This is a genomic window from Pseudoclavibacter chungangensis (assembly GCF_013410545.1).
GTDB classification, from domain to species: domain Bacteria; phylum Actinomycetota; class Actinomycetes; order Actinomycetales; family Microbacteriaceae; genus Pseudoclavibacter; species Pseudoclavibacter chungangensis.
Genome location: NZ_JACCFV010000001.1, coordinates 2923387 through 2937742 on the forward strand (window position 1 = coordinate 2923387; position 14356 = coordinate 2937742).

11 protein-coding genes, 1 tRNA gene and 1 other RNA gene are annotated in these 14356 nt (G+C 70.7%); 5 read left to right on the forward strand and 8 right to left on the reverse strand.

Annotated features, from left to right (window positions below; all coding sequences use genetic code 11):
* Positions 1-24 precede the first annotated feature (24 nt).
* Positions 25-1221: an acetate/propionate family kinase gene (locus tag HNR16_RS12895; protein WP_158040746.1), complete on the reverse strand. Its 1197-nt coding sequence runs from the start codon at positions 1219-1221 to the stop codon at positions 25-27.
* Positions 1218-3329: a phosphate acetyltransferase gene (gene pta, locus HNR16_RS12900; protein ID WP_158040745.1), complete on the reverse strand. Its 2112-nt coding sequence runs from the start codon at positions 3327-3329 to the stop codon at positions 1218-1220. The genes HNR16_RS12895 and pta overlap by 4 nt, the downstream gene beginning before the upstream one ends.
* A 323-nt stretch (positions 3330-3652) precedes the next feature.
* On the opposite strand from pta, the gene ffs reads away from it, so the two are divergent.
* Positions 3653-3749, forward strand: an RNA gene (gene ffs / locus HNR16_RS12905) — signal recognition particle sRNA small type.
* 77 nt (positions 3750-3826) lie between these two features.
* A tRNA-Ser gene (locus tag HNR16_RS12910) sits at positions 3827-3914 on the forward strand.
* Positions 3915-4481: 567 nt separating this feature from the next.
* On the opposite strand, the gene HNR16_RS12915 is transcribed toward HNR16_RS12910, so the two are convergent.
* Positions 4482-6317, reverse strand: coding sequence for an HNH endonuclease signature motif containing protein (locus HNR16_RS12915; RefSeq protein ID WP_158040744.1), 1836 nt, complete (start codon positions 6315-6317; stop codon positions 4482-4484).
* A gap of 193 nt (positions 6318-6510) precedes the next feature.
* Positions 6511-6711, reverse strand: coding sequence for a hypothetical protein (locus HNR16_RS12920; protein WP_179558246.1), 201 nt, complete (start codon positions 6709-6711; stop codon positions 6511-6513).
* 293 nt (positions 6712-7004) lie between these two features.
* Between HNR16_RS12920 and HNR16_RS12925 the strand changes: the two genes are divergently transcribed.
* The 3 genes from HNR16_RS12925 (at position 7005) to HNR16_RS12935 (ending at position 9921) form a co-directional block, all read left to right on the forward strand.
* Positions 7005-8122 (forward strand): IS3 family transposase gene (locus HNR16_RS12925; protein WP_158040742.1). Its coding sequence is split into 2 segments (ribosomal slippage): positions 7005-7281 and positions 7281-8122, totalling 1119 coding nucleotides; the frame shifts between segments, so codons are not numbered across the junction.
* A gap of 1083 nt (positions 8123-9205) precedes the next feature.
* Positions 9206-9520, forward strand: a complete 315-nt coding sequence (locus HNR16_RS12930; protein WP_158040741.1) for a hypothetical protein — start codon at positions 9206-9208, stop codon at positions 9518-9520.
* Between the two features lie 5 nt (positions 9521-9525).
* Entirely contained in the window at positions 9526-9921 is a 396-nt protein-coding gene (locus HNR16_RS12935) for a hypothetical protein (protein ID WP_158040740.1), read from the forward strand.
* 447 nt (positions 9922-10368) lie between these two features.
* Here the strand turns inward: HNR16_RS12935 and HNR16_RS12940 are convergent, their stop codons facing one another.
* From HNR16_RS12940 to HNR16_RS12955, 4 genes are all read right to left on the reverse strand, one after another.
* The gene (locus HNR16_RS12940; RefSeq protein ID WP_158040739.1) at positions 10369-11124 is read right to left on the reverse strand and encodes a hypothetical protein; all 756 of its coding nucleotides are present in this window, start codon (positions 11122-11124) and stop codon (positions 10369-10371) included.
* A 282-nt stretch (positions 11125-11406) separates the two neighbouring features.
* Positions 11407-12207, reverse strand: a complete 801-nt coding sequence (locus tag HNR16_RS12945; RefSeq protein ID WP_158040738.1) for a family 1 encapsulin nanocompartment shell protein — start codon at positions 12205-12207, stop codon at positions 11407-11409.
* The gene (locus HNR16_RS12950) at positions 12207-13313 is read right to left on the reverse strand and encodes a Dyp-type peroxidase (protein WP_158040737.1); all 1107 of its coding nucleotides are present in this window, start codon (positions 13311-13313) and stop codon (positions 12207-12209) included. Before HNR16_RS12950 ends, HNR16_RS12945 begins: the two co-directional genes overlap by 1 nt.
* A gap of 212 nt (positions 13314-13525) precedes the next feature.
* Entirely contained in the window at positions 13526-14254 is a 729-nt protein-coding gene (locus HNR16_RS12955; protein ID WP_158040736.1) for a hypothetical protein, read from the reverse strand.
* Between the last annotated feature and the right edge of the window lie 102 nt (positions 14255-14356).

Below are 14356 nucleotides of genomic sequence, written 5' to 3' on the forward strand. Positions count from 1 at the left end.
GGTGCCGCGGTGGCGAACGATCACCTAGGCCTCGACGCCGATCGCCTCGAACGACTGGCGGGCGATCTCGAGCTCCTCGTTCGTCGGGATCACGAGCACCTCGATCTTCGACGAGTCCGTCGAGATGCGTCGCTCCTCGTCCGACCGTTCGGCGTTGCGTTCGGGATCGATCTCGATGCCGAGCCACTCCATGCCCTCGAGCGATTCGGCGCGCACGAGCTGCGAGTTCTCACCGACGCCCGCCGTGAAGATGATCGCGTCGGCGCCGCCGAGCAGCGCGAGGTACGCGCCGATGTAGTGACGCAGGCGGTGGATGTAGATGTCGAGGGCGCCGCGCGCGACCTGGTCGCCGTCCTCGGCGCGGCTCTCGACGTCACGCATGTCGTTCGATCCGGTGAGGCCGAGCAGGCCCGAGCGGCGGTTCAGGAACGTGTCGAGCTCGTCGATGCCGAGCCCCGCCTGACGGCTCAGGTGGAACAGCACGGCGGGGTCGAGGTCGCCCGAGCGGGTGCCCATCACGAGGCCCTCGAGCGGGGTCATGCCCATGCTCGTCTCGATCGATCGTCCGCCCTCGACGGCGCACAGCGAGGCGCCGTTGCCGATGTGGAGGACGAGCAGCTTGAGGTCCTCGATCGGCCGGTGCAGGTACTCGGCCGCGCGCGCCGCGACGTACTTGTGGCTCGTGCCGTGGGCGCCGTACTTGCGCACGCGGTGCTTGCGGGCCGTCTCGGCGTCGATCGCGTAGAGCGACGAGGCATCGCTCAAGCTCGTGTGGAAGGCCGTGTCGAACACGGCGACGTGCGGAACGTCCGCGAACACGGCTCGCGCCACACGGATGCCGGCGAGGTTGGCCGGGTTGTGCAGCGGCGCGAGCGGCACGAGGTCGTCGATGTCGCGCTCGACCTGGTCGTCGATGCGGGTCGGGCCGACGAAGCGACGTCCGCCGTGCACGACGCGGTGGCCGACGACCTTCGGGGAGTGCGCGTTGATGTCGGGGCCGTGGGTGAGGAACGAGCCCATCATGACGGCGAACGCCGCACCGTGGTCGAGGATGGGCTGCTCGCTGCGGAACTTCTCGTCACCGACGCGGTGCGTCGTGACCGCGCGCTCCTCGCCGATGCGCTCGACGAGGCCGGAGGCGAGCATCTGGCCGGTCGATGCGTCGAGCAACTGGTACTTGAGTGACGACGAACCACTGTTGACGACGAGGGCGATGCTCATTCCGGTGCTCCCTGTGCTTGGATCGCCGTGATGGCGACCGTATTGACGATGTCGGCGACGAGTGCGCCGCGCGACAGGTCGTTGATGGGCTTGTTGAGCCCCTGCAGCACGGGGCCGATCGCGACCGCCCCCGCCGAGCGTTGTACCGCCTTGTACGTGTTGTTGCCCGTGTTGAGGTCAGGGAAGATGAACACCGTCGCGCGCCCCGCGACATCGCTGCCGGGGAGCTTCTTGCTCGCGACCGCGAGGTCGGTTGCCGCGTCGTACTGGATCGGGCCCTCGACGAGCAGGTCCGGCCGGCGCGTGCGCACGAGGTCGGTCGCCTCGCGCACCTTGTCGACGTCGGCGCCCGAGCCCGAATCGCCCGTGGAGTACGACAGCATCGCGATGCGCGGTGCGACGCCGAACTGTGCGGCCGTCGCGGCCGAGGAGATCGCGATGTCGGCGAGCTGCTCGGCGTTCGGGTCGGGGTTCACGGCGCAGTCGCCGTAGACGAGGACGCGGTCGGCGAGGGACATGAGGAACACGCTCGACACGATCGACGTACCGGGCTTCGTCTTCACGATCTCGAACGACGGGCGGATCGTGTGCGCGGTCGTGTGCGCGGCACCCGACACCATGCCGTCGGCGAGCCCGAGGTGGACCATCATCGTGCCGAAGTAGCTCACGTCCTGCACGCGCTCGGCGGCCTGCTCGACCGAGACGCCCTTGTGTGCGCGGAGTCGCGCGTACTCCTCGGCGAAGCGGCCAACGAGTTCGGGGTCGTGGGGGCTCAGCACCTGTGCGGCGCCGAGTTCGACGCCGAGCCCGGCGGCACGCGCGCGCACCTCGGACTCGTCGCCGAGGATCGTGAGGTCGGCGACACGGCGGTCGAGGAGCGTGCCGGCGGCGAGCAGGATGCGGTCGTCGTCGCCCTCGGGGAGCACGATGCGCTTGCGGTCCGCACGTGCGCGGTCGAGCAGGCCGTACTCGAACATGGCGGGCGTGACGACGGTCGGCGCGGGCGCGTCGACGAGCTCGAACACGGCCTCGGCGGGCACGCGACCCTCGAAGCTCGCGAGGGCGACGTCGCGCTTGCGGCGCGAGCCGGTCGCGAGGCTGCCGCGGGTCTGGAGGATGCGCTGCGCCGTCTCGAACGTGCCGCCGTCGGTGCGGACGATGGGCAGGCTCGGGCCGATGCCGGCGATGAGCCGCTCGATGACGGGCGAGAACTCGAACGGGCCGTTCACGATGACGCCCGAGAGGAACGGGAACGTGTCGGCCTCCTGCGCAAGCAGGACGGCGAGCAGCGTCTCGGTGCGGTCGGCGGCGACGATGAGCAGGCCGCCCTCGATGAGTCGGTCGAGGACGTTCTCCATCGCCATGCCGGCGATCGTCACGCCGAGCACCTCGCGTCCGAGGAGAGCTTCGTCGCCGGCGACGAGGCGGCCACCGAGCGCGGTGAGCAGCTGCGCGACCGAGGGGGCGGCGAGGAGCGGCTCCTCGGGCAGTACCCACACGGGCACGGGCACGTCGGAGTCCGCGACGAGGGTCGCCTCGACCGCCGAGCGGATCTGGTCGAGTTGCGCCTCGTCGCCGCGGTTGACGACGACGCCGCCGAGCACGGTGTGTGCCTCGCGCAGCTCGCCGACCGTCGAGTCGACGGCGCGTGCGACCTGCTCGGGGGTGCGTGCCGTGAGGTCGTGGGGGTCGCGGCCGGTGACGACGAGGACGACGCGGGCACCGAGGTTCGCTGCGATGCGCGCGTTGTCGCCGAGTTCGGCCGGGTTGCCGACGTCGGTGAAGTCGCTGCCGACGATCACGACCGCGTCGGACGCCTGCTCGACGCGCTTGAACCGTTCGACGATCGTGGGGATCGCCTCGTCCGGGTCGGCGTGGAGCTGCTCGTACGTGATGCCGTACGAGTCGTCGTAGCCGAGGCCCGTGCCGGGGTCCTCGCGGTCGAGGAGGAGTTGGAGCACGGCGTCGCGCTCGTCACCCCCCTGGATGAGTGGGCGGAACACCCCCACCCTCCCGACCCTGCGGCTGAACGCCTCGATGAACCCGAGAGCGACGGCGGACTTCCCCGAGTGTCCCTCGGACGACGTGAGGTAGATGTTCGACGACACATCTCCATCGTAGAGCCGCGAGGGACGGCACGCCCGGGGCGGCGGGTTGCCGAAGGGATCGGGTGGCGGTGCTCGCGGGCCACGATCGGCGGCGACGCACGCGCGGGCAGACCGAGGCCGGCCGGGGGCCGGCTTCCTGACCTGACCGAAGCCCCGCTCGGTCTCCGCTCCTTCCGAGGCGCGGCTCGCCCCGTCCGCCCGCTCGCCCCGGTTCGCCCCGAGTTCGGCCCCGGTTCGCCCCACCTCGCGAGCCGTGGCGGACACGAGGGGCACGCCATTCCGGTGCCGCGTCGTCGGGACCCCGACCGAGCGGCTACACTGGGGGCGGCTCCTCGCGTGGCGCCATCCAGGCCAACTCCCCCAGGGCAGAAATGCAGCAAGGGTAACCGGGCTCTGGCGGGTGCGCGAGGGGTCCTTTTCGTTGCGGCGGACGCGCCGCGTTCGGGGGCGACCCTGGGAGCCGCTATGATCGTTCGAGCCTGTGCACGCACGGGCCTGGAGGATTCGCCTAGTGGCCTATGGCGCACGCTTGGAAAGCGTGTTGGGTGCAAGCCCTCAGGGGTTCGAATCCCCTATCCTCCGCCACGTTCACCGCGTCACCCGCCGCGTTCGCCGGGACCCGCCGCGTCACTCGCCGTGTTCGCCGGGGCCCGCCACGTTCACCGGGACCCGCCGGCTCCACCGGGGCCCGCCCACCGTGTTCACCGGGGCACGTCGCGTTCACCGGGGCACGTCGCGCTCACCGGGGCACGTCGCGTTCACCGGTGCCCGCCGCGTTCTCGGTCGATCACGCCGACACCGTGAGCACTCGACCTGCGCGGTCGCGGTTCCCCACGTCGAGGCGTTTCCACCCCACGGACGAGGCGAGCGGGCGGCGAGGCGAGCGGTCACACGAGTTCGCATGCGGCTTCACTTGGTTGGTGCGGGTCCGCAAGGCCGGAACGGTCCCGCAGTACTATCCCCCCCCCATCGGTTTCTCCTCCCCCGCCGTTTCCTCCTACGGCTCTCTCCCTACAGCTGTCTCCATCTACGGCTGTCTCCTCCTACGGCTGTCTCCCCCTACGGCACAGTGGCTCCTATCCCACCGCCGCCCCGGCAGGTGCCGTGGGATCTTCGCTATCCGGCTCGTGCTCGCACCTACCGTCGCCGAGCTCAGAATGGTGGCGGGTCGTACCCGGCGCCGGCGTCGGGCCCGGTTCGTCGGGGACGGATGCCGCGGTGTCCGGTATGGTGTGGCCCGTTCGGCAGCGTGTCGGTGGAGGCCTGGAGTGCGGGGTCGAACTCGAACTCCGCTTCCATTCTCGTGCGTGGCCGTTCGGTGACCGGTCGAATCGTGGGCGCGATCGAGTGTTCCGAGGTGGCGAGCGCGCGAACCAACCCCGCAGGCTGTGCCGGGCGGGCGTCTCCGCCTAGTGGGTGGTCGCCGCCGTGAGGTGAGTGGGCGTCTCCGCTTGGCGGGTGGCCGCCTCCTGGCGGATGGCCGCCTTCGTCTGGTGGGTGGCCGCGGCCTGGTGCGTGCCCGCCGCCAGGTGGTTGGCCGCCTCCGGCTGGTGGATGGTCGTGTTCGTCGTCGTGGTGGTATGCCCAGGACGGGCGGAACCGTGGCCCGATGGGGCTGGGCCGGTCGGAGTAGCGATCACCGTTCGGTGAGAACCACACCAACCGCCCCGGCTCCCGCTGTTCCACGCGCCAGCGGGTGGCGTGCTTGAACGTGTGGTGTCGGCGGCACAGGTGGGCCATGTTCCCGAGCGAGGACGTGCCGCCGTCGGTGACCGCGATGGTGTGGTCGATATCGCAACGCCGTGCGGGGCGGGTGCAGCCCGGGAAGCGGCAGTGCCCGTCACGGACCCGGAGGAACTCGCGCTGCGCCGTGGTCGGGAAGCGCGTGTCGCTCTCGCGAGCGACGCCCGTGATCGGATCGGTCAGTACGCGCAGGAACGAGGGTGCACGCGAGGCGAGTTCCCGCGCCTGTTCCACCGGCACCGGCACCACCCCGTCGAGCAGCGCGGGATCGTCGCCACCATCGAGGAGCGACAGCACGGGCACCGTGATCGCGACGCGCGCGTTGATGCCGCCAGCCGCGCCGTGCGGCGACCCGCACCCCTCGGCGGGGTCGCTGGTGAGGACGAGTTCGCACAGCAGGTCCGCGCGGATCTGATCATGCGTGCGAGGTTCGTCCGGCCCCGCGAGGGCTTTCGCCTGCTCGGTGAGGCGGTCGAGCATCGCCGCGCCGAGGAGGGTCGGGACGAGTGCTTCGAGCCGGCTCATGCCGTCGTCTTCGTGCACGACCCGCACCCCACGCTGCTCGCGAGCGACCTTGTGCCGCTCGTCGAGACTCTCCCGCATCAGCGTCTGCGCTGCCCGCCGCGCGAGAGCCCGCAACCTGGCGGGCGTCTCCCGCGAGGCCCCGTCGACCACGGCCCGCTCGTACGCTTTGCGGGCGTCGTCGTCGGGGAGGCGTCGTCCTTCGGCGAGGATCACGCGCACGTGCGCGAGCGAGAGGTGCCCATCGCGGAGCATTCCTTCCGTGGCGGGGAACGCGTCGCGCAGCATGAGGCTCTCACCGAGTTCCCGCGACACGACCGGCTCGGACCGCGCGGTCGCGAGCGCGAGCTGGGCGGTGCGTTCACGCATCGCCGTCACCACCGCATCATCACTCCCGGGATGCTCCTCCCGAGCGTTGATGAGCGTGGTTTCGTGGATGAACGCGAGCAGCTCCGCGCGGCGCGCTTCGGCCTTCGCGATGAGCTTGTCCTCGGCACGGACCGCGTCGAGCGCCAAATCGAAGGCTTCGTCGTGGGCACCAATGCCGTCGAGGTGTTGCAGGTGCATCATGAACGCAACGTGCGGCGCGAGCGTCTCCTGACCACGCGGCCGAGCAGGCGAGTCACCACCAGCCGACGGGCGCGCGTCACCACCGACCGCCGGACGCGAGGCCGCGTCCGGGGCCGGTGCGGCAGCGGTGCCGCCGGGCTCGTGATCGTTCATACCCACACCCCATCACCACCCTCGGACAACCCGACCCGGACCAGGAACCGGGTCGGAATCGAGAACGGCGACACCGTCGAACCGGGCAGGCGCGACCACGAAAGCCCGCGACAGCGCGCGTCACCACCAGCCGCGAGACGCACGGCGGCGTCCAGTGCCGGTGCGGCAGCGGTGCCGTCGGGCTCGTGATCGTTCATACCCACACCCCACCACCACCCACGGACAACCCGACCCGGACCAGGAACCGGGTCGGAATCGAGAACGGCGACACCGTCGAACCGGGCAGGCGCGACCACGAAAGCCCGCGACAGCGCGCGTCACCACCAGCCGCGAGACGCACGGCGGCGTCCAGTGCCGGGGCGGCGGCGGTGCCGTCGGGCTCGTGATCGTTCATACCCACACTCCATCACCACCCTCGGACAATCCGACCCGGCCCAGGAACCGCGTCGGAATCGAGAACGGCGACACCGTCGAACCGGGCAGGCGCAACCACGAGCGCGAGCGACAGCGCGCGTCACCACCGGCCGCGCGACGCACGGCGGCGTCCAGGGCCGGTGCGGCAGTGCCGTCGGGCTCGTGATCGTTCATACCCACACCCCATCACCACCCTCGGAGGGTCTGCTGACGGTTTGGTTGAGTCCTTGACCGCATGATCCTGGGAGGGGTCGTGCTGGAAGGATGGCGATCATGCCAGTGAAGTTCACGGACGAGTTCAAGCGGGATGCTGTCGCGCTTGTCGAGTCGGGCATCACGCAGAAGACGGTGTGCAAGGACCTCGGGATCTCGAAGTCCGCGTTGCAGGCGTGGGTGCGGGATGCGAAGTTTCAGTCCCATGGGATGACCCCGTCGAGAGATCCTGACGAGCTGCGGCAGATGGCTGCGGCAGTGAAGCGGATCCGGGAGCTCGAGATGGAGAACGAGGTGCTCCGGCGGGCCGCGGCGTATCTGTCGCAGGTGCATATCACGCCCCCGAAATGATCTACCCGCTCGTCCGCGAGATGGCCGCGGCCGGCGCCCCCGTCAGGGTGCCGGCCGCGGTGGCGTGCAGGGTGCTTGGGTTCAGCGAGCAGGCGTACTACCAGTGGCTCAAACACCCGGTCTCGGCCCGGGAAGCAGAGGAGCAGCACCTCATCGAGGTGCTGCGGCAGCTGCACGAGGAGGACCCCGAGGGTGGGTATCGGGTGCTCGCCGATGACCTCGCCGATCTCGGCTACCTGGTCTCGGAACGGCGGGTGTGGCGGCCGTGTCGCCTCGCGGGGATCCGCTCGGCGATCACGACCCGGAAGCGGCGTTACAAGAAGGCGGGACCGCCCGTGCACGACGATCTCGTGCAACGCGACTTCACCGCCGATCGCCCGAACCAGCTGTGGCTGACCGACATCACCGAGCACTGGACCGGCGAGGGCAAGCTCTATCTGTGCGCGATCAAAGACGTGGCGGTGAACGCGCTCGAGATGGCCGTCGCGCATCGCGGCAGCCCGACCGGTGTCATCGTGCATTCGGATCGAGGCAGCCAATTTCGGGCCCGCCGATTCCTGAAGGCTCTCAAGCGCCACAACCTGCGCGGATCGATGGGACGCGTGGGGGCATGCGGAGACAATGCCGCCATGGAGAGCTGGTTCTCGCTGTTGCAGAAGAACGTCCTCGACCGGCACCCCTGGACTACACGACAGGAGCTGCGGCTGGCGATCGTGAGATGGATCGAAGGGGTCTACCACCGCAAGCGCCGTCAGCGTCGCCTCGGGAAACTGACCCCGGTCGAGTTCGAGACCATAATGATGGAAGCCGTCACCCTGGCGGCATAACCCCTGACTCAATCAAACCGTCAGCAGACCCAACGGCAGCACGCTCGACCACGAAGGCGCCCGACGGCACGCATCCGCGTCGGCCCCCGGACGCGCGGTCGCGTCCGGGGCCGGTGCGGCAGTGCCGTCGGGCTCGTGATCGTTCATACCCGCACCCCATCACCGCCCTCGGACAATCCGACCCGGCCCAGGAACCGGGTCGGAATCGAGAACGGTGACACCGTCGAACCGGGCAGGGGCGACCGCGAGAGCCCGCGACAGCGCGCGTCACCACCGGCCGCGAGACGCGCAGCCTCGTCACAGGCCGGTGCGGCAGCGGTGCCGTCGGGCTCGTGATCGTTCATACCCGCACCCCATCACCACCCACGGACAATCCGACCGGGCCCGAGAACGCGAATGACCATGTCGTCGGGGCCTCCACCGAACGTCGACACCCTCGACTGCGAACCGCGCGACGGCGCGACGGCGCGACGGCGCGCATCACCGCCGTCCGCCTGATGCACCCGACCTGCGGGGCCTGGGCGGCGATGTCGTCGGGCTCGTGCTCGTTCGTCGTCTCACTCGAGGTCCCCCACGGACGATCCGATCGGTCGCGGTACACGACCCGAAGCCGGAAGCGACGCCACCGGACCGGAGCGGCCCATCGGAACCGGAACGGCTCGCCACCACTCGCCGGTCTCACTCCCCGCGCACCGCCGCCACGCCATCGCGCACCGCACCAAGCCCCGTGCACCGCACACACACAACCGCGCACCCGCAGTCGCTCAGTCACTCGGTCACTCGGTCACTCGGTCGCGCACCCTCGCACCGACTCCCCCAGCGCACCGCGACACCTGAACCGCCATACACCGGAGATGCCACACGCTGCGACCCACGAACCACCTGACCCGGTTCCGTCGCCGGGCCCCGTCATTCGCTGGTCGGTCCCGATGTGCGACCGGTGCGCGATGCCACACGCCGTCGAGGTCCCGTAGCCTCGTGGCGATGTCGATGCACCATCCGCACATGCCGCCCGCTCCCGTCCCGGATCGCCCGGTCCCGCTGGTGCCGCCAGCATCCGACGGCCGCGATGTGGTGAGGGCGGTGTTCATCACGCTGGGCGTGCTCCTGACACCCCTCGCGCTGCTCCCCGGCGTCGCGGTGCTCGTCTGGGGCCTCATGCTGCAGATGTCGCCGATCCTCCTGCTCCTCCTCGCGGGCGGCGGCGACATCGAGGGCAACACGCCCTACGTCGAGTCCGTTCAGGCGGGCGCCCCCGCAACGTTCGAGCTCGGATGGATCATCCTGCTCGTCGGTCTCGGAATCGCAGCGATCTACTGGGCCGTCGTCTTCGTGACGCTCCTCCGACCCGCGCGTCGCCGTCGGACCGGACCGCGATCCCTTGACCCGAGTCGATAGGCGCCATGCATTCCCCCACACTCACCCACTCGCTGCCACTCGTCCCCCGACGCCCCTGGTGGACGCGCGCGTGGTGGCTCCTCGCGCTGATGCCCGGCGCTCTGACCCTTGCCTGCGGCCTGTTCGTTCTCGCAACCCCCTGGGGCCTGTTCCTCCTCGGCGGCGGCGGCTCGGTCGACGCGTTCTACGAGTTCGCGAACCCGGTGTGGGCGACCGGCCGCACGGTCACCGCGATCGGCGCGATCCTGCTCGCCCCCGGTGTCGCGCTCACCATCACCACGGTCGTCCGGCGGCGACGCGCGGCCCGCGACATCCCGCCGTCCGCGCTCACCCTGCCGCACGCCGGGGCCCCAGCGAACGAGGCGGACGGGTCGAGCGCCACCGCGACCCCGACGAACTGAACGTCTCCCCAGCGCACCGACCGCTCCCCCGACGCACCGACCGCCGCCCCACGCGCTGACCGTCGCCCGCCCCACCGACCGACACACCGACCGACGACGAGACGCACTGACCGCCGCCCCCACGCGCTGACCGTCGCTCAACGCACCGACCGCCGCCCCGACACACAGCCCGGCGACGCGACGAACCGACCGCCGCCCCACAGGCTGTCCGTCGCCCAACGCACCGACCGCCGACCCGATCGGCTCGTCGAACGACGGGTACCGACCGCCCGGCCGTGACCGCGACCGGCCTCGGCCCGCGCGGCGTGCGACACCCCATCGTGGGACCGACCGCCCCAGCGGCCGCGGAACTCGTCGGGACGCCGTCCGCGGACACGTTCGGGACGCGCCCTCGTGTCGCACCGTGCTCGCCACACGAGGCCCACCGAGGCCCCTCGTTCGAGTGGCTCAGCGGTGACCAAAGCGACTGCGTGCGATGAGCACGACGACCGCCCCCAGGACGAACACGAGCGCCGCGACTCCCGCGACGATCGCGAACTCCCCCGCACCCGTCGCCGCGAGTTCGGAACTCGGCTTCGGCGACGCCGACGTCGTCGCGCCGGGCACGGGCTCGACGGTGAAGTTCACCTGGACACTGACGACCTCGCGCGACTCACCGATCGAACGCGACTCGTCGTCGCTCGAGGTCGGCGACGTGCTCGGTGACGCGCTCTCCTCGACCGGGTGGCTCGGGGCCGGCGACGGGTCGTCGGACGGGGCCGTCTCGCCCGGTCCGCCCGCGCGCTCCTGCGAGAGCGTCAGCGTGTAGTCACCGACCGGGAACTGCGCATCGGGCCGGGGCGTTCCGCTCGCGTCCGGCGCGACGATCTCGATGCTCCGAACGAATCCACCGTCGGCGTCGGGAAGCACCTCGTCGACGAGTTCGGCCGGCCCCGAGATGTGCACCGAAACGGGCACGTCGGGCGCCCACCCCGAGGTGGAGAACACGAGTCCCGCATTCGCGGGGATGACCGACGAGTCGAGCGTCACGGTGGGCGCCGCATCGGATTCGGCGGACGCCGCCACGATCTGCGCGGAGTGCTCGCGCGACGCCGCAGAAGCCGGTGCCGCGGCCGCGCCGGAGGCGCCGAGCAGTATCGCTGCGGCTGCGACGACGGCGGCGGTGCGGCCCCGGAGGCCCGCCCACCCGAAAACGGTGGACATGAACCAATTCTCCGCTACTTCGCAGCGGGAAGCCAGGATTCCGGGCGCGCCGTCCCCGGATCGCTCGCCACGACTTTCGTGGGCAGCCGTCGACCGGGAACCGCCGCCCGGCAGCCCGCAGCCCTCAACCGGCACCCGCCGCCGGACAGCCCGCAGCCGCCGCCCGGCAGCCCTCAACCGCCGCCCGACAGTCCACGACCAGCGCCCGTCGGCCCGGCAGCAGACAGCCATCAACCCTCAGCCATCAACCGTCGGCCGTCAGCCGTCAGCCGTCGTCGTCGGTCAGCGGATCGCGACCGCCGCCTCGGGCGTCGCGACACGGAACGTGAACGACTCGATGAGGTACAGGTGCACGGTGTCGGCCGTGTGGGAGTCGTATCCGAGTGACAGGTCGCGGCCCGACTCGAACAGGAAGTCGCCGCCGCGCTGGCTCAGCACGACCGCGCCCTGGACGCCGGGCGCCCACACGATGTCGCCGCCGAGGATGTTCCTGAGATGCGAGAGCATCTGCGAGCCACCCTCGTCGCTGCCGCCCAGCACCTCGCTCCAGGTCGGCGAATCGACGGCGAGCGCGTACGGGCCGTCGATCCCGGCACGCGCGAGCTCGTCCACGGCGCGGGCCACGTAGTGCGCGAGCCGCCGACTGTTGTCGTCACGCGTGATCGTCGCGTTCGTCGACCCCGTTCCGACGCCGCGGAACTCGACCGCGTCCCAGCCCATGAGGACGGCCGCGTTCTCGGCGGTCGCGATGCGCGCGGCCGCCTCGTCCAGGGCGGACAGGTCGGTGTCGACCGCGCCGCGCGCGATGTCGTCGATCTCCTCGCGCGAGAGCGTGAAGTCGGCCCGGAGCTCCGCCATCGGGAGCACGCGACGACGGCGGGCGAACACGCCGTCCTGTGGTGCGTCGATGCGATCACCGACGCGTCCGAGGTTCGTCGACGACGCCTGCCAACCGAGCGGACCGGAGAAGTCGACCACCTTGCGCGCGCCGAGCGCGCGCGACAACCGCGTCTTCGCCTCGTCATCGAGTTGCGCCCACCCCTCGTCCGAGATCGGTGCGAGTTCGCGGTAGAGGGAATCCATCAGCTGTTCCTTTCGGTGGGGGTCGATCGCAGTGCGCCGAGGCCGAGCGAACCGTCGCTCGGCGCGGCAGGGGTGGCGACGGGCTCGTCGCCCGAGACGGGTGGGGAGGATTCCGTTCCGGTAGTGTCCGGCACGGCGTCGTCGTCCGCGAGCGAATCGAGGAACGACGCCGACGGGACGAAGAACACGCTTCCGGTCACCGCGGTCGAGAAGTCGAGGATGCGATCGTGCTTCCCCGGCGGATCACCGATGAACATGCGTTCGAGCATCTGCTCGACGACCCACAGGCGCCGCGAATACGCGATGAAGTAGGTGCCGAACTCCCCCGCCCCGGGGCGCCCGAAGGGCATGTTGTCGCGCAGCACGTCGAGCTCGGTGCCGTCGGCGTCCACGATCGTCGTGAGCGTCTTGTGGGACTTCTGCGCGTCCCCCGTGGCGTCGTCGAGCTCGATGTTGTCGGGCTTCGTGCGCCCGATGATCGCCTCCTGCATCTCGGTCGGGAGGGCCTGCCACTGGTCGAGCGGATGCAGGTACTTCTGCACGACCAGGTAGCTGCCGCCCGCGAACGCCGGATCCTCGGCACCGACGATCGTGGCCTCCGGCAGTTCCGCGCCGACGGGGTTGGCGGTTCCGTCGACGAATCCGAGCAGGTCGCGCGCATCGAAGTAGCGGAACCCGACCGTCTCGTCCTCGACGTGCACCGCGCCGTCGAGCGCGGCGAGGATGATCCGCTCCAGCTCGAACACGTAGTCGGGCCGGTCCGCGCGGATGTGGAAGAACAGATCACCCGGCGTCGAGACGGCCGTGTGCACCTGTCCCTCGACGACCCGGAACGGGTGCAGTTCGGCGGGTGCCGGGCCTCGCACGAGTGCCGGCCAGATCCGGGCGCCGATCCCGACCGTGCACGACACCGAGCGGGTCAGGTCCCGCAGGGCGACGTCCTTCACGAGGTCGCCGATGCCCGCGACGGTGGCGCGGGCCGTGTCGACGGAGGACGCGTCGTCGTGCACGGTGAGCACGAGGAACACGCTCGATCGCGTGAGCGGGTAGTCGACGGCCTGGGGCTCCGTCTGAGGTTGTGATCTGGCCGAGTCACCGAGCGTCATCGAGCCTCCCGTCCATCGGCTCCCGTCGTCCTCCGTGCATCCGCGGCCTCCCGCACTCCTGCTCGCTCGGGGCGATGACCCCGGCAACGGCACCAGCGTAGCCCCGTCGCCTGCGTCGGAACCCGGCGTGTGTCGCACCGCCACCGGATGCGGAGAACGCGACGACGGGTCGCGCTCGGTGAGCGCGACCCGTCTTTCGGTGTCGGGGTCGACTACGCCTTGCGGGCGACCATGCGGCGGCCGATGAGCGCTGCGGCGCCGGCACCCGCGACGAGCAGGCCGAGGCCCGCGATGCCGAAGACGTCGTCGGCACCCGTCTCTGCGAGCTGGCGCGGCGTCGCGGCGGTGCCGGTCGTGCCGACGGCTCCGCCACCGACGGTGAACGTCGCCGACGCGCTCACGAGCTCGTTGTCGCCGCCGTCATTGGAGTTGGGGTCCTCGGTCGGTGTCGACGACGCCGTGGTGGTCGTTTCGGGCGTGGTCGTCTCGGGCGTCGACGTTTCCGTCGTGGGCTCGTCGGTGGCGTCAGGCTGATCCTGCGTCACGGTGAGCGTGTACGAGCCGTTGGGCCACGTTCCCGCGTTGCCGGTCTCGTTGCCGTTCTGGTCGGTCTCGACGATGACGACCTCGCCGGTCGCGGCGCCGTTCTCGTCCGTCTTGGCCTCGAAGGTACCGCCGAGCGGGCCCTCGACGAGGACCACGACGGTCGAGTTCGGGAGCCAGCCGGTAGCCACGTAGACGACGGTGTCGGACGGCGCGTAGTCGGACTTGTCGGTGACGACCGCGGGGGCGGCGGTCGAGGCGGTCGACGTGGCAGGGGTCTCCGACGTCTCGGCGAAGGCCGGGCCGGCCGTGAGTGCGAAGCCGCCGGCGACGACGCCGAAGGCGAGGGCGAGCGCACCGATGTGCTTGGTGCTGCGGAATGCATTGCGGGGGGTCATGGGCACATCGTGCCGGAACACTCATTGCTTGTCCAGCGAACTTTCAGAAACAGAATGAAACACCCCTCGGCCCACGCGGCCGGAGCGCACCGGTGGAACGCG

Bases quoted from the DNA above. Each gene is read 5' to 3' on its own strand.
- HNR16_RS12895 (WP_158040746.1), bottom strand. From the start codon at position 1,221: ATGAGCATCGCCCTCGTCGTCAACAGTGGTTCGTCGTCACTCAAGTAC.
- HNR16_RS12915 (WP_158040744.1), bottom strand. From the start codon at position 6,317: ATGAACGATCACGAGCCCGGCGGCACCGCTGCCGCACCGGCCCCGGAC.
- HNR16_RS12920 (WP_179558246.1), bottom strand. From the start codon at position 6,711: ATGAACGATCACGAGCCCGACGGCACCGCCGCCGCCCCGGCACTGGAC.
- HNR16_RS12935 (WP_158040740.1), top strand. From the start codon at position 9,526: ATGCATTCCCCCACACTCACCCACTCGCTGCCACTCGTCCCCCGACGC.
- HNR16_RS12940 (WP_158040739.1), bottom strand. From the start codon at position 11,124: ATGTCCACCGTTTTCGGGTGGGCGGGCCTCCGGGGCCGCACCGCCGCC.
- HNR16_RS12945 (WP_158040738.1), bottom strand. From the start codon at position 12,207: ATGGATTCCCTCTACCGCGAACTCGCACCGATCTCGGACGAGGGGTGG.
- HNR16_RS12950 (WP_158040737.1), bottom strand. From the start codon at position 13,313: ATGACGCTCGGTGACTCGGCCAGATCACAACCTCAGACGGAGCCCCAG.
- HNR16_RS12955 (WP_158040736.1), bottom strand. From the start codon at position 14,254: ATGACCCCCCGCAATGCATTCCGCAGCACCAAGCACATCGGTGCGCTC.